The organism is Vibrio sp. V42_P2S4T144 (assembly GCF_009904715.1).
Classification (GTDB): Bacteria; Pseudomonadota; Gammaproteobacteria; order Enterobacterales; family Vibrionaceae; genus Vibrio; species Vibrio alginolyticus.
Genome location: NZ_WXWS01000081.1, coordinates 1 through 11,969 on the forward strand (window position 1 = coordinate 1; position 11,969 = coordinate 11,969).

Sequence of the window (11,969 nt, forward strand, 5' to 3'; positions counted from 1 at the left end):
TCTAGAGAAAAACTCTAAGAACGGTGGTCGTAACAACAAGGGTCGTATCACAGTACGTCACATCGGCGGTGGTCACAAGCACCACTACCGTGTAGTTGACTTCAAACGTACTAAAGATGGTATTCCAGCGACAGTTGAGCGTCTTGAATACGATCCAAACCGTAGCGCAAACATTGCTCTAGTTCTTTACAAAGACGGTGAGCGTCGCTACATCCTAGCACCTAAAGGTGTTGTAGCTGGTGATGTTATTCAGTCTGGTGTTGATGCACCAATCAAAGCTGGTAACACTCTACCAATGCGTAATATCCCAGTAGGTTCAACAGTACATAACGTTGAACTTAAGCCTGGTAAAGGTGGTCAGCTAGCTCGTTCGGCTGGTGCTTACGCTCAAATCGTTGCTCGCGACGGTGCGTACGTAACTATCCGTCTACGTTCTGGCGAGATGCGCAAAGTTCTTTCTGAAGGCCGTGCAACAATCGGTGAAGTTGGTAACTCTGAGCACATGCTACGTGAACTTGGTAAAGCAGGTGCATCACGTCATCGCGGTATCCGTCCAACGGTTCGTGGTGTTGTAATGAACCCGATTGACCACCCACATGGTGGTGGTGAAGGTCGTACTTCTGGTGGTCGTCACCCAGTATCTCCTTGGGGTATGCCTACTAAAGGCTTCAAGACTCGTAAGAACAAACGCACTGACAAGTACATCGTACGTCGTCGTAACAAGTAATCTATATAAAGAGGAATCGCCATGCCACGTTCTCTCAAGAAAGGTCCTTTTATTGACCTACACTTGCTGAAGAAGGTAGAGAAAGCGGTGGAAAGCGGAGACAAAAAGCCTATTAAGACTTGGTCCCGTCGTTCAATGATCATCCCTACGATGATCGGTTTGACCATCGCTGTCCATAATGGTCGTCAGCACGTACCAGTATTTGTAACTGATGAAATGATCGGTCACAAACTGGGTGAATTCGCACCAACACGTACTTACCGCGGTCACGCTGCGGATAAGAAAGCTAAGAAGCGCTAAGGAGTAGATAATGGAAGCAATTGCTAAACATAACTTTGCTCGCATTTCGCCTCAGAAAGCTCGCTTAGTTGCGGATCTAATCCGTGGTAAATCTGTTGACCAAGCTCTAGAAATCCTAACGTTCAGCAACAAAAAAGCTGCTGCACTAGTTAAGAAAGTTCTAGAGTCTGCTATCGCTAACGCGGAGCACAACGAAGGTGCAGATATTGACGATCTGAATGTCGCAAAAATCTTTGTAGATGAAGGCCCAACCATGAAGCGTATTATGCCTCGTGCTAAAGGTCGTGCGGATCGTATCTTGAAGCGTTCAAGCCACATCACTGTTGTTGTAGCAGATCGCTAGAGACTAGGAGAGTAAGCAATGGGTCAAAAAGTACATCCAAATGGTATTCGTCTAGGCATCGTTAAGCCTTGGAATGCTACATGGTTTGCTAACACCAAAGATTTCGCTGACAACCTAGACGGCGACTTCAAGGTACGTCAGTTCCTTACAAGTGAACTGAAAAAAGCGTCTCTATCACGTATCGTTATCGAGCGTCCTGCTAAGAGCATCCGTGTGACTATTCACACTGCTCGTCCAGGCGTTGTTATCGGTAAGAAAGGTGAAGACGTTGAGAAGCTACGCGCAGCTGTAGCTAAAATTGCAGGTGTACCAGCGCAAATTAACATCGCTGAAGTACGTAAGCCTGAACTAGATGCGCAACTTGTTGGTGACAGCATCGCGTCTCAGCTAGAGCGTCGTGTTATGTTCCGTCGTGCTATGAAGCGCGCAGTACAAAACGCAATGCGCCTAGGCGCTAAAGGTATCAAAGTGGAAGTAAGCGGTCGTCTAGGCGGCGCTGAAATCGCACGTTCAGAGTGGTACCGTGAAGGCCGTGTGCCTCTACACACTCTACGTGCTGACATTGATTACGCAACTTCTTCGGCTCACACTCAATACGGTGTGATCGGCATTAAAACTTGGATCTTCAAAGGTGAAATCCTAGGTGGTATGCCAGCAGCTAACGCTGTAGAGCCTAAAGGCGACAAGCCTAAGAAGCAGCGTAAAGGCCGTAAGTAAGGAGTCGACAGATGCTACAACCTAAACGTACTAAGTTCCGTAAGGTTCAGACTGGTCGTAACCGTGGTCTAGCTAAAGGTACTGATGTAAGCTTCGGCGAATTCGGTCTTAAAGCTGTTGGCCGTGGTCGTCTAACTGCTCGTCAAATCGAAGCGGCACGTCGTGCAATGACACGTCACGTTAAGCGTCAAGGTAAAATCTGGATCCGTGTGTTCCCAGACAAACCAATCACAGAAAAACCACTTGAAGTTCGTCAAGGTAAGGGTAAAGGTAACGTTGAGTACTGGGTAGCCCAAATCCAACCTGGCAAGGTTATGTACGAAATGGGTGGTGTACCTGAAGAATTGGCACGTGAAGCGTTCCGTCTTGCGGCACGTAAACTGCCTTTCAAAACTACATTTGTAACTAAGCAGGTGATGTGATGAAAGCACAAGATCTACGCGAGAAAAGCGTTGAAGAGCTTAACGCTGAGCTAATGAATTTGCTACGCGAACAGTTCAACTTGCGCATGCAAGCTGCGACTGGTCAACTACAGCAAACTCATACTCTGAAAGCTGTACGCCGTGATATCGCACGTGTGAAAACTGTTTTGACTGAGAAGGCAGGCGCATAATGAGCGAAGTAAAACGTACTCAACAAGGTCGTGTTGTTAGCGACAAGATGGACAAGTCTATCACTGTTGCTATCGAACGTTTCGTAAAACACCCAATCTACGGTAAATACGTAAAACGTACGACTAAAGTACACGCACATGACGAGAACAACGAGTGTGGCCTAGGCGACACAGTTGAAATCGCAGAGTGTCGTCCACTGTCTAAGACTAAGTCTTGGACTTTGGTAAAAGTTCTAGAAAAGGCGAAGATTTAATCTCGTTAATTCTATGAAACTAAAGCGGCTCCAAAATATTTTTGGAGCCGTTTATTTTTTGACTACCCAATCACAAAAAAGGGTGGTACAATTCGCGTCCCTTTTAAAGAGGCAGCCCGACCCGTGATGGGTCTAGTTATTAATATTTAGCGGAGCACTAACATGATCCAAATGCAAAGTATGCTGGACGCAGCTGATAACTCAGGCGCACGCAGCGTAATGTGTATTAAGGTTCTGGGTGGCTCTCACCGCCGTTATGCACATATCGGTGACGTCATCAAAGTTACTGTGAAGGAAGCAATCCCTCGCGGTAAAGTTAAAAAAGGTGATGTTCTGAAGGCGGTGGTAGTGCGCACCCGTAAAGGCGTACGTCGTCCTGACGGTTCTGTCATTCGCTTCGACCGAAATGCTTGCGTATTGCTAAACGACAATACTGAGCAACCAATCGGTACACGTATCTTTGGTCCTGTGACACGCGAACTTCGTGGCGATAAGTTCATGAAGATCGTTTCACTGGCTCCAGAAGTTCTGTAAGGAGCACGTAGAAATGGCAGCTAAAATCCGTCGTAATGACGAAGTAATCGTTCTTGCTGGTAAAGACAAAGGCAAGAAAGGTAAAGTAACTAAGGTTCTAGCAACTGGTAAAGTTATCGTTGAAGGTATCAACCTAGTTAAGAAACATCAGAAACCTGTTCCAGCTATGGGTATCCAAGGCGGTATCGTAGAGCAAGAAGCAGCTATCGACGTTTCTAACGTGGCTATCTTTAACGCAGCTACTGGTAAAGCTGACCGTATCGGTTTCCGTTTTGAAGACGGCAAAAAAGTTCGTTTCTTCAAGTCTAACGGCGAAACCGTTTCTAACTAATAGAAGTAATTTGGAGTTCTACTATGGCGAAACTGCATGATTACTACAAGTCGTCTGTAGTCGCTGAACTGACCAAACAGTTCGGTTACACAAGCGTCATGCAAGTCCCTAGAATCGAGAAAATCACCCTAAACATGGGTGTTGGTGAAGCAATCAACGATAAGAAACTGCTAGAAAATGCAGCGTCTGATATGGCAACGATCTCTGGTCAAAAGCCACTTATCACAAAAGCGCGCAAATCTGTTGCAGGTTTCAAAATCCGTGAAGGCTACCCTATCGGTTGTAAAGTAACCTTGCGTGGCGAACGTATGTGGGATTTTCTTGAGCGTTTAATTAACATCGCTCTTCCACGTGTACGTGACTTCCGTGGTGTTAGCGCTAAGTCTTTTGACGGTCGCGGTAACTACAGCATGGGCGTTCGCGAGCAAATCATCTTCCCGGAAATCGACTTTGATAAAGTTGATCGAGTACGCGGTCTAGACATCACTATTACGACGTCTGCTGGTACTGATGAGGAAGGCCGTGCTCTGCTGGCTGCCTTTAACTTCCCATTCCGTAAGTAAGGTGAAGGGTTACTGTTATGGCTAAAAATTCAATGAAAGCACGTGAAGCAAAACGTGCGAAGCTAGTAGCTAAGTTCGCTGAAAAGCGTGCAGCGCTAAAAGCTATCATCAGCGATGTAAACGCATCTGAAGAAGATCGTTGGAACGCGGTTCTTACACTGCAATCTCTTCCACGTGATTCAAGTGCATCACGTCAGCGCAACCGTTGCAACCAAACTGGTCGTCCACACGGTTACCTACGTAAGTTCGGTCTAAGCCGTATTAAGGTTCGTGAAGCTTGCATGAAAGGCGAGATTCCGGGTCTTCGTAAGGCTAGCTGGTAATTGCCACTTAATCATTTGGAGTAAATCATATGAGCATGCAAGATCCGATTTCGGATATGCTGACCCGTGTTCGTAACGGTCAGGCAGCAAACAAAGTTGCTGTAAAAATGCCTTCTTCAAAGCTTAAAGTTGCAATTGCTGCACTACTAAAAGCTGAAGGTTACATCGTTGACTTCGCTGTTGAAGGCGAAGCAAAACCTGAGCTAGAAGTTACACTTAAGTACTTCCAAGCTAAACCAGTAATCGAGCAACTTAAACGTGTTTCTCGTCCAGGTCTACGTGTTTACAAGAAGAAAGATGAACTTCCTTCTGTAATGGGTGGTCTTGGTATTGCTATCGTTTCTACTTCCAAGGGTCTTATGTCAGACCGCGCTGCACGTAAAGCAGGTCTTGGTGGTGAAATCATCGCTTACGTAGCTTAATAAGGAGTAGACTATGTCTCGTGTTGCAAAAGCACCTGTCGCTATTCCAGCTGGCGTAGAGGTGAAACTAAACGGCCAAGAAATCACTGTAAAAGGTGCGAAAGGCGAACTAACTCGCGTTCTTAACAACGCAGTTGTAATCGCTCAGGAAGAAAATAACCTGACTTTCGGTCCTAAAGAAGGTGTTGCTAACGCATGGGCTCAAGCAGGTACTGCTCGCGCTCTAGTTAACAACATGGTTGTTGGTGTTACTGAAGGCTTTACTAAGAAGCTAACTCTTAAAGGTGTAGGTTACCGTGCTGCTATCAAAGGCAACGCTGTAGGTCTAACACTAGGCTTCTCACACCCAGTTGAGCACGAGTTGCCAGCGGGTATTAAAGCTGAATGTCCAAGCCAAACTGAAATCGTGATCACTGGTGCTGACAAGCAACTAGTTGGTCAAGTTGCGGCTGACATTCGTTCTTACCGTGAGCCTGAGCCATACAAAGGCAAAGGTGTTCGTTACGCAGATGAAAATGTGCGTACTAAAGAAGCTAAGAAGAAGTAAGGTAACACTATGGATAAGAAAGCATCTCGCATCCGTCGTGCTACACGTGCACGTCGTAAGATTGCAGAACTGGGTGCGACTCGCCTAGTTGTACACCGTACTCCTCGTCACGTGTACGCACAGGTTATCGCGGCTAACGGCTCTGAGGTTATCGCAGCAGCTTCTACTGTAGAAAAAGCGATCCGTGAGCAAGTGAAATACACTGGTAACGTTGATGCAGCTAAAGCAGTGGGTAAAGCTATTGCTGAGCGCGCTCTAGAGAAGGGCGTAACTGCAGTTGCATTTGATCGTTCTGGTTTCCAATACCACGGTCGAGTAGCGGCGCTAGCAGAATCTGCTCGCGAAGCTGGTCTGAAATTCTAAGGTAGGGTTGGAAGATGGCTAAAGAACAACAAGTTCAAGCGAATGATTTGCAAGAAAAGCTAATCGCAGTTAACCGTGTTTCTAAAACGGTTAAAGGTGGTCGAATCATGAGCTTCACTGCACTAACAGTAGTTGGTGACGGTAACGGTCGTGTAGGTTTCGGTTACGGCAAAGCTCGTGAAGTACCTGCAGCGATTCAAAAAGCAATGGAAAAAGCGCGTCGTAACATGACTACGATCGCTCTAAACGAAGGCACTCTTCACCACCCAGTGAAAGGTCGCCATTCGGGCTCTAAAGTTTACATGCAGCCTGCTGCAGAAGGTACTGGTGTTATCGCAGGTGGTGCGATGCGTGCAGTACTAGAAGTTGCTGGTGTACACAACGTACTATCTAAAGCGTACGGTTCTACGAACCCTATCAACATCGTTCGTGCAACGATCGATGCACTAGGTAGCATGAAGTCACCAGAAATGGTTGCTGCTAAACGTGGTCTAACTGTTGAATCTATTTCGGAGTAAGAACACCATGGCAACTATTAAAGTAACTCAAACTAAAAGCTCAATTGGTCGTCTGCCAAAGCACAAAGCTACTTTGCGCGGTCTAGGTCTTCGTAAAATCAACCACACAGTAGAACTTGAAGATACTCCGTGTATTCGCGGTATGATCAACAAGGTTTACTACATGGTTAAAGTTGAGGAGTAATCAGAATGCGTTTGAATACTCTAGCACCGGCTGCTGGCGCGAAAACTTCTGCGAAGCGAGTAGGTCGTGGTATCGGTTCAGGCCTAGGTAAAACTGGTGGCCGTGGTCACAAAGGTCAAAAATCACGTTCTGGCGGCAGTGTTCGTCCAGGTTTCGAAGGCGGTCAGATGCCTCTGAAACAACGTCTACCAAAATTCGGTTTCACTTCTCGTAAGAGCCTAGTGTCTGCTGAAGTTCGTCTAGCTGAGCTAGCGAAAGTTTCTGGTGACGTAGTTGATCTAAACAGTCTTAAAGCTGCTAACATCATCACTAAGAACATCGAGTTTGTAAAAGTTGTTCTTTCTGGTGAAATCAACAAAGCAGTGACTGTTAAAGGTCTACGTGTGACTAAAGGCGCTAAAGCTGCAATCGAAGCTGCAGGCGGTAAAATCGAGGAATAATCTCGAGGAACGAGGTACAGATGGCTAAGAAACCAGGACAAGATTTTCGTAGTGCTCAGAGCGGCTTAAGTGAACTAAAGTCGCGCTTGTTATTCGTAATTGGTGCACTTTTAGTATTCCGAGCCGGCTCTTTTGTGCCGATTCCTGGTATTGACGCTGCTGTACTTGCCGATTTGTTCGAACAGCAAAAAGGTACCATCGTTGAAATGTTTAACATGTTCTCCGGTGGTGCTCTTGAGCGTGCATCTATATTAGCATTGGGCATCATGCCGTATATTTCGGCATCTATTGTTGTCCAATTGCTAACTGTAGTTCATCCAGCGTTAGCTGAACTCAAAAAAGAGGGTGAAGCAGGCCGTCGTAAGATAAGCCAATACACACGCTACGGCACGCTTGTACTTGCAACCTTCCAAGCTATAGGTATTGCAACTGGCCTACCAAACATGGTCGACAATCTGGTTGTTATCAACCAAACCATGTTTACGCTAATTGCTACCGTAAGTTTAGTAACCGGTACCATGTTCTTGATGTGGTTAGGTGAACAAATTACAGAGCGCGGAATTGGTAACGGTATTTCGATACTGATTTTTGCAGGTATTGTTGCTGGATTGCCTTCTGCAATCGGTCAAACAATCGAGCAAGCGCGTCAAGGTGAATTGCATGTACTTCTTCTGTTGCTAATCGCGGTATTAGCTTTTGCAGTAATTTACTTCGTTGTTTTCATGGAACGTGGTCAACGCCGAATCGTCGTTAACTATGCGAAACGTCAACAAGGTCGTAAAGTATTTGCTGCGCAAAGCTCGCATTTGCCTCTTAAAATTAACATGGCAGGTGTAATTCCAGCGATTTTTGCATCAAGTATTATCTTGTTCCCAGGAACATTGGCTCAGTGGTTTGGTCAAAACGGTGAGAGCAGCGCGTTCGGTTGGTTAACTGACGTGTCTTTGGCTCTTAGCCCAGGTCAACCGTTGTATGTAATGCTTTATGCAGCAGCAATTATCTTCTTCTGTTTCTTCTACACGGCGTTGGTTTTCAACCCGCGTGAAACAGCAGATAACTTGAAGAAGTCTGGTGCATTCGTACCCGGTATCCGCCCAGGTGAGCAGACAGCGAAATACATTGATAAAGTAATGACACGTTTAACCCTTGCTGGTGCACTGTACATTACCTTTATCTGTCTGATTCCCGAGTTCATGATGGTCGCGTGGAACGTACGTTTCTACTTCGGCGGTACATCGCTACTAATCGTAGTTGTTGTAATTATGGACTTTATGGCACAGGTACAGACTCATCTGATGTCTCAACAGTATGATTCTGTGTTGAAGAAAGCGAATCTGAAAGGCTACGGCCGTTAATCCGGCGGTAGACTCAGTTTCATTTACGGAGTTTAGCAATGAAAGTTCGTGCTTCCGTTAAAAAAATCTGCCGTAACTGTAAAGTAATCAAGCGTAACGGTGTCGTTCGCGTGATTTGCAGTGAGCCAAAGCACAAACAGCGCCAAGGCTAATTAGCAGAAATTTTTACTTGAAAATGAAGGTTGGGTCGAGTATATTCCTCGGCCTACCTTTTGCGTGCAAAAGAAGTAGTATTCCGCAGCGTATCCATAACGGGCTTTGCTGCGGCTAATTCTTTTATAGAAACACTTAGGAGTGAATAATGGCCCGTATAGCAGGCATTAACATTCCTGATCAGAAACATGCAGTAATCGCTCTAACAGCGATCTACGGCATCGGTAAAACTCGCTCTCAAGCTATCCTAGCTGAAGTGGGTATTGCTGAAAATGTTAAGATCAGTGAACTAACTGAAGAGCAGATCGATCAACTGCGTGATGGTGTAGCTAAGTACACTGTAGAAGGTGATCTACGTCGTGAAGTATCTATGAACATCAAGCGTCTTATGGACCTTGGCTGTTACCGTGGTCTTCGTCATCGTCGCAGTCTACCACTACGTGGACAGCGTACTAAAACCAACGCTCGCACCCGTAAGGGTCCGCGTAAGCCGATCAAGAAATAATCGGGAAGGTAGAGTACAATGGCTAAACAACCAACTCGCGCTCGTAAGCGCGTACGCAAGCAAGTTGCAGATGGCGTTGCGCACATCCATGCTTCTTTCAATAACACAATCGTAACCATTACTGACCGTCAAGGTAACGCTCTTGCATGGGCTACTGCAGGTGGTTCTGGTTTCCGTGGTTCTCGTAAGTCTACTCCGTTCGCTGCACAGGTTGCTGCTGAGCGTTGTGCTGAAATGGCTAAAGAATACGGCCTAAAGAACTTGGAAGTTATGGTTAAGGGTCCTGGTCCAGGTCGCGAATCTACTGTTCGTGCACTAAACGCCGCTGGTTTCCGCATCACAAACATCGTTGATGCTACACCAATCCCTCATAACGGTTGTCGTCCACCTAAGAAACGTCGCGTATAACGTTTCTAGGACAATTGGAGAAGAATCATGGCAAGATATTTGGGTCCTAAGCTGAAGCTTAGCCGTCGTGAAGGCACTGACTTATTCCTTAAGTCTGGTGTTCGCGCGATCGATACCAAGTGTAAAATTGATAACGCACCAGGTGTACACGGCGCTCGTCGCGGTCGTCTATCTGAGTATGGCGTTCAGCTTCGTGAGAAGCAAAAAGTACGTCGTATGTACGGCGTTCTAGAAAAACAATTCCGTAACTACTACAAAGAAGCTGCTCGCCTAAAAGGCAACACTGGTGAAAACCTACTTCAGCTTCTTGAAGGTCGTCTTGATAACGTAGTTTACCGCATGGGCTTTGGCGCAACTCGCGCAGAAGCACGTCAGCTAGTTAGCCACAAAGCTATCCTAGTAAACGGTAAAGTTGTAAACGTTCCTTCTTTCAAAGTAGCGGCTAATGACGTTGTTTCTATTCGCGAGAAAGCTAAACAGCAAGCTCGTATCAAAGCAGCTCTAGAAGTTGCTGAACAACGTGAAAAACCAACTTGGATTGAAGTAGATGGTGGCAAGATGGAAGGTACATTCAAGCGTATGCCTGAACGTTCTGATCTATCAGCTGACATCAACGAACAATTGATCGTCGAGCTTTACTCTAAGTAAGGTTTAAACTAAAGAGAGGACACAATGCAGGGTTCTGTAACAGAATTTCTTAAGCCACGTCTAGTTGACATCGAACAAATCAGCTCGACTCACGCAAAAGTAACTCTTGAGCCATTAGAGCGTGGCTTTGGTCATACTCTGGGTAATGCACTTCGCCGCATCCTTCTATCTTCTATGCCAGGTTGTGCTGTAACAGAAGTAGAAATTGAAGGCGTACTTCATGAGTACAGCACGAAAGAAGGCGTTCAAGAAGATATTCTTGAAATTCTTCTAAACCTTAAAGGTTTGGCTGTGCGCGTTGCCGAAGGCAAAGATGAAGTGTTCATTACTTTGAACAAATCAGGCTCGGGCCCTGTGGTTGCAGGTGACATCACCCATGATGGTGATGTAGAGATCGCTAACCCTGAACACGTAATTTGTCACCTGACGGATGACAACGCTGAGATCGCAATGCGTATCAAAGTTGAACGTGGTCGTGGTTATGTTCCAGCTTCTGCGCGTATCCATAACGAAGAAGACGAGCGTCCTATCGGTCGCCTACTAGTAGATGCTACTTACAGCCCAGTAGACAAAATTGCCTACGCTGTAGAAGCAGCTCGTGTAGAACAGCGTACTGATCTAGACAAGCTTGTTATCGATATGGAAACAAACGGTACTCTAGAACCTGAGGAAGCAATCCGTCGTGCAGCTACAATCCTAGCTGAACAATTGGATGCATTCGTAGATCTTCGTGATGTACGAGTTCCTGAGGAGAAGGAAGAGAAGCCAGAATTCGATCCGATCCTACTGCGTCCTGTAGACGATCTTGAACTAACAGTTCGCTCTGCTAACTGTTTGAAAGCAGAAGCGATTCACTACATCGGTGATCTAGTACAACGTACTGAGGTTGAGCTACTTAAAACGCCTAACCTTGGTAAAAAATCTCTTACTGAGATTAAAGACGTACTTGCGTCACGTGGTCTGTCTCTGGGCATGCGCCTAGAAAACTGGCCACCTGCATCAATCGCTGAAGATTAATCGATACTAGTTAGAAGGATTAGGTCATGCGCCATCGTAAGAGTGGTCGTCAACTCAACCGCAACAGCTCACATCGCAAAGCGATGTTCAGCAACATGGCTAGCTCTCTAGTACGTCATGAAGTTATCAAGACTACTTTGCCAAAAGCAAAAGAGCTACGTCGCGTAGTTGAGCCTTTGATTACACTAGCTAAGACTGACAGTGTTGCTAACCGTCGTCTAGCATTTGCACGTACTCGTGACAACGAAGTAGTTGCAAAACTATTTAACGAACTAGGTCCACGTTTTGCTGCTCGTCAGGGCGGTTACACTCGTATCCTAAAAGCTGGCTTCCGTGCTGGTGATAAAGCTCCAATGGCTTACATTGAGCTTGTAGATCGCCCAGCTGCTGAAGAAGCTGCTGAGTAATCAGTTCGTAAGAACGAGAAAGCCGAGCATTAGCTCGGCTTTTTTGTATCTGTAATTCAGTAAACCTTTATATCCAGCCTGCATTTATTTCAACCCATGCAGACTGGCAATTTAAAAAGTGACTATCACTTGCGCTTATTTACTAGTATTCCACAACCCGCCCAACGAACTTAGAAGCCCTTCGCTAGCGCCTTGCTTGTTCAAGTAATCCAAGATTACTGGAGCAAACTGACTGATCATAGATGGGTCTAAACCTAACGTATCGAATGCACTTTTTACTGCACTGATATTCTCAAT

25 protein-coding genes are annotated in these 11,969 nt (G+C 45.9%); 24 read left to right on the top strand and 1 reads right to left on the bottom strand.

Annotated features, from left to right (window positions below; genetic code table 11):
• The 24 genes from rplB to rplQ all read left to right on the top strand — a co-directional run.
• Positions 1-727, top strand: a 727-nt coding sequence (gene rplB / locus CAG68_RS02500) for a 50S ribosomal protein L2 (protein WP_161440745.1), incomplete at its 5' end; no start/stop codon positions are given.
• Positions 728-748: 21 nt separating this feature from the next.
• Entirely contained in the window at positions 749-1,027 is a 279-nt protein-coding gene (gene rpsS / locus CAG68_RS02505; protein WP_004394525.1) for a 30S ribosomal protein S19, read from the top strand.
• A 10-nt stretch (positions 1,028-1,037) separates the two neighbouring features.
• Positions 1,038-1,370, top strand: coding sequence for a 50S ribosomal protein L22 (gene rplV / locus CAG68_RS02510; protein WP_005383164.1), 333 nt, complete (start codon positions 1,038-1,040; stop codon positions 1,368-1,370).
• 18 nt (positions 1,371-1,388) lie between these two features.
• Positions 1,389-2,087: a 30S ribosomal protein S3 gene (rpsC, locus tag CAG68_RS02515; protein WP_005383161.1), complete on the top strand. Its 699-nt coding sequence runs from the start codon at positions 1,389-1,391 to the stop codon at positions 2,085-2,087.
• An 11-nt stretch (positions 2,088-2,098) separates the two neighbouring features.
• Entirely contained in the window at positions 2,099-2,509 is a 411-nt protein-coding gene (rplP, locus tag CAG68_RS02520; RefSeq protein WP_005379577.1) for a 50S ribosomal protein L16, read from the top strand.
• A complete protein-coding gene (gene rpmC, locus CAG68_RS02525; protein ID WP_005379576.1) occupies positions 2,509-2,700 on the top strand; it encodes a 50S ribosomal protein L29 in 192 nt (63 codons plus the stop codon). Before rplP ends, rpmC begins: the two co-directional genes overlap by 1 nt.
• Entirely contained in the window at positions 2,700-2,954 is a 255-nt protein-coding gene (gene rpsQ, locus CAG68_RS02530; protein WP_005379575.1) for a 30S ribosomal protein S17, read from the top strand. Before rpmC ends, rpsQ begins: the two co-directional genes overlap by 1 nt.
• Before the next feature lie 162 nt (positions 2,955-3,116).
• A complete protein-coding gene (gene rplN, locus CAG68_RS02535) occupies positions 3,117-3,488 on the top strand; it encodes a 50S ribosomal protein L14 (protein ID WP_004410450.1) in 372 nt (123 codons plus the stop codon).
• Positions 3,489-3,501: 13 nt separating this feature from the next.
• Positions 3,502-3,819: a 50S ribosomal protein L24 gene (gene rplX, locus CAG68_RS02540; RefSeq protein ID WP_005379574.1), complete on the top strand. Its 318-nt coding sequence runs from the start codon at positions 3,502-3,504 to the stop codon at positions 3,817-3,819.
• A 23-nt stretch (positions 3,820-3,842) separates the two neighbouring features.
• The gene (gene rplE, locus CAG68_RS02545) at positions 3,843-4,382 is read left to right on the top strand and encodes a 50S ribosomal protein L5 (RefSeq protein ID WP_005379573.1); all 540 of its coding nucleotides are present in this window, start codon (positions 3,843-3,845) and stop codon (positions 4,380-4,382) included.
• Between the two features lie 17 nt (positions 4,383-4,399).
• Positions 4,400-4,705, top strand: a complete 306-nt coding sequence (gene rpsN / locus CAG68_RS02550; protein ID WP_004410442.1) for a 30S ribosomal protein S14 — start codon at positions 4,400-4,402, stop codon at positions 4,703-4,705.
• 29 nt (positions 4,706-4,734) lie between these two features.
• Positions 4,735-5,127: a 30S ribosomal protein S8 gene (rpsH, locus tag CAG68_RS02555; protein ID WP_005379572.1), complete on the top strand. Its 393-nt coding sequence runs from the start codon at positions 4,735-4,737 to the stop codon at positions 5,125-5,127.
• Positions 5,128-5,140: 13 nt separating this feature from the next.
• A complete protein-coding gene (gene rplF / locus CAG68_RS02560) occupies positions 5,141-5,674 on the top strand; it encodes a 50S ribosomal protein L6 (RefSeq protein ID WP_005379570.1) in 534 nt (177 codons plus the stop codon).
• Positions 5,675-5,683: 9 nt separating this feature from the next.
• Complete coding sequence (gene rplR / locus CAG68_RS02565; protein WP_005379568.1) at positions 5,684-6,037, top strand: 50S ribosomal protein L18; 354 nt, start codon at positions 5,684-5,686, stop codon at positions 6,035-6,037.
• A gap of 14 nt (positions 6,038-6,051) precedes the next feature.
• On the top strand, positions 6,052-6,555 hold the full coding sequence (gene rpsE / locus CAG68_RS02570; protein ID WP_004745894.1) for a 30S ribosomal protein S5: 504 nt from the start codon (positions 6,052-6,054) through the stop codon (positions 6,553-6,555).
• 7 nt (positions 6,556-6,562) lie between these two features.
• Entirely contained in the window at positions 6,563-6,739 is a 177-nt protein-coding gene (gene rpmD, locus CAG68_RS02575; RefSeq protein WP_005379565.1) for a 50S ribosomal protein L30, read from the top strand.
• Positions 6,740-6,744: 5 nt separating this feature from the next.
• Positions 6,745-7,179 carry a 50S ribosomal protein L15 gene (rplO, locus tag CAG68_RS02580; RefSeq protein ID WP_005383155.1) on the top strand — a complete coding sequence of 145 codons (435 nt, stop codon included), beginning with the start codon at positions 6,745-6,747 and terminating at the stop codon, positions 7,177-7,179.
• 20 nt (positions 7,180-7,199) lie between these two features.
• Complete coding sequence (gene secY, locus CAG68_RS02585; protein WP_005379562.1) at positions 7,200-8,534, top strand: preprotein translocase subunit SecY; 1,335 nt, start codon at positions 7,200-7,202, stop codon at positions 8,532-8,534.
• 38 nt (positions 8,535-8,572) lie between these two features.
• Complete coding sequence (gene rpmJ, locus CAG68_RS02590) at positions 8,573-8,686, top strand: 50S ribosomal protein L36 (RefSeq protein ID WP_000868186.1); 114 nt, start codon at positions 8,573-8,575, stop codon at positions 8,684-8,686.
• 149 nt (positions 8,687-8,835) lie between these two features.
• Entirely contained in the window at positions 8,836-9,192 is a 357-nt protein-coding gene (gene rpsM / locus CAG68_RS02595) for a 30S ribosomal protein S13 (protein ID WP_005383154.1), read from the top strand.
• 18 nt (positions 9,193-9,210) lie between these two features.
• On the top strand, positions 9,211-9,600 hold the full coding sequence (gene rpsK / locus CAG68_RS02600; RefSeq protein WP_001118870.1) for a 30S ribosomal protein S11: 390 nt from the start codon (positions 9,211-9,213) through the stop codon (positions 9,598-9,600).
• A 27-nt stretch (positions 9,601-9,627) separates the two neighbouring features.
• Positions 9,628-10,248, top strand: coding sequence for a 30S ribosomal protein S4 (rpsD, locus tag CAG68_RS02605; RefSeq protein WP_005383146.1), 621 nt, complete (start codon positions 9,628-9,630; stop codon positions 10,246-10,248).
• A gap of 24 nt (positions 10,249-10,272) precedes the next feature.
• On the top strand, positions 10,273-11,265 hold the full coding sequence (locus CAG68_RS02610) for a DNA-directed RNA polymerase subunit alpha (RefSeq protein ID WP_005383143.1): 993 nt from the start codon (positions 10,273-10,275) through the stop codon (positions 11,263-11,265).
• Between the two features lie 26 nt (positions 11,266-11,291).
• Entirely contained in the window at positions 11,292-11,672 is a 381-nt protein-coding gene (gene rplQ / locus CAG68_RS02615; RefSeq protein WP_005383141.1) for a 50S ribosomal protein L17, read from the top strand.
• A gap of 135 nt (positions 11,673-11,807) precedes the next feature.
• On the opposite strand, the gene CAG68_RS22285 is transcribed toward rplQ, so the two are convergent.
• Positions 11,808-11,969: DUF2780 domain-containing protein (locus CAG68_RS22285; protein ID WP_237667827.1), on the bottom strand; the 162-nt coding region annotated here is incomplete at its 5' end.

What these genes read in the sequence shown, in the direction of transcription:
- rpsS (WP_004394525.1), top strand. Translation starts at nt 749, where the DNA reads ATGCCACGTTCTCTCAAGAAAGGTCCTTTTATTGACCTACACTTGCTG.
- rplV (WP_005383164.1), top strand. Translation starts at nt 1,038, where the DNA reads ATGGAAGCAATTGCTAAACATAACTTTGCTCGCATTTCGCCTCAGAAA.
- rpsC (WP_005383161.1), top strand. Translation starts at nt 1,389, where the DNA reads ATGGGTCAAAAAGTACATCCAAATGGTATTCGTCTAGGCATCGTTAAG.
- rplP (WP_005379577.1), top strand. Translation starts at nt 2,099, where the DNA reads ATGCTACAACCTAAACGTACTAAGTTCCGTAAGGTTCAGACTGGTCGT.
- rpmC (WP_005379576.1), top strand. Translation starts at nt 2,509, where the DNA reads ATGAAAGCACAAGATCTACGCGAGAAAAGCGTTGAAGAGCTTAACGCT.
- rpsQ (WP_005379575.1), top strand. Translation starts at nt 2,700, where the DNA reads ATGAGCGAAGTAAAACGTACTCAACAAGGTCGTGTTGTTAGCGACAAG.
- rplN (WP_004410450.1), top strand. Translation starts at nt 3,117, where the DNA reads ATGATCCAAATGCAAAGTATGCTGGACGCAGCTGATAACTCAGGCGCA.
- rplX (WP_005379574.1), top strand. Translation starts at nt 3,502, where the DNA reads ATGGCAGCTAAAATCCGTCGTAATGACGAAGTAATCGTTCTTGCTGGT.
- rplE (WP_005379573.1), top strand. Translation starts at nt 3,843, where the DNA reads ATGGCGAAACTGCATGATTACTACAAGTCGTCTGTAGTCGCTGAACTG.
- rpsN (WP_004410442.1), top strand. Translation starts at nt 4,400, where the DNA reads ATGGCTAAAAATTCAATGAAAGCACGTGAAGCAAAACGTGCGAAGCTA.
- rpsH (WP_005379572.1), top strand. Translation starts at nt 4,735, where the DNA reads ATGAGCATGCAAGATCCGATTTCGGATATGCTGACCCGTGTTCGTAAC.
- rplF (WP_005379570.1), top strand. Translation starts at nt 5,141, where the DNA reads ATGTCTCGTGTTGCAAAAGCACCTGTCGCTATTCCAGCTGGCGTAGAG.
- rplR (WP_005379568.1), top strand. Translation starts at nt 5,684, where the DNA reads ATGGATAAGAAAGCATCTCGCATCCGTCGTGCTACACGTGCACGTCGT.
- rpsE (WP_004745894.1), top strand. Translation starts at nt 6,052, where the DNA reads ATGGCTAAAGAACAACAAGTTCAAGCGAATGATTTGCAAGAAAAGCTA.
- rpmD (WP_005379565.1), top strand. Translation starts at nt 6,563, where the DNA reads ATGGCAACTATTAAAGTAACTCAAACTAAAAGCTCAATTGGTCGTCTG.
- rplO (WP_005383155.1), top strand. Translation starts at nt 6,745, where the DNA reads ATGCGTTTGAATACTCTAGCACCGGCTGCTGGCGCGAAAACTTCTGCG.
- secY (WP_005379562.1), top strand. Translation starts at nt 7,200, where the DNA reads ATGGCTAAGAAACCAGGACAAGATTTTCGTAGTGCTCAGAGCGGCTTA.
- rpmJ (WP_000868186.1), top strand. Translation starts at nt 8,573, where the DNA reads ATGAAAGTTCGTGCTTCCGTTAAAAAAATCTGCCGTAACTGTAAAGTA.
- rpsM (WP_005383154.1), top strand. Translation starts at nt 8,836, where the DNA reads ATGGCCCGTATAGCAGGCATTAACATTCCTGATCAGAAACATGCAGTA.
- rpsK (WP_001118870.1), top strand. Translation starts at nt 9,211, where the DNA reads ATGGCTAAACAACCAACTCGCGCTCGTAAGCGCGTACGCAAGCAAGTT.
- rpsD (WP_005383146.1), top strand. Translation starts at nt 9,628, where the DNA reads ATGGCAAGATATTTGGGTCCTAAGCTGAAGCTTAGCCGTCGTGAAGGC.
- CAG68_RS02610 (WP_005383143.1), top strand. Translation starts at nt 10,273, where the DNA reads ATGCAGGGTTCTGTAACAGAATTTCTTAAGCCACGTCTAGTTGACATC.
- rplQ (WP_005383141.1), top strand. Translation starts at nt 11,292, where the DNA reads ATGCGCCATCGTAAGAGTGGTCGTCAACTCAACCGCAACAGCTCACAT.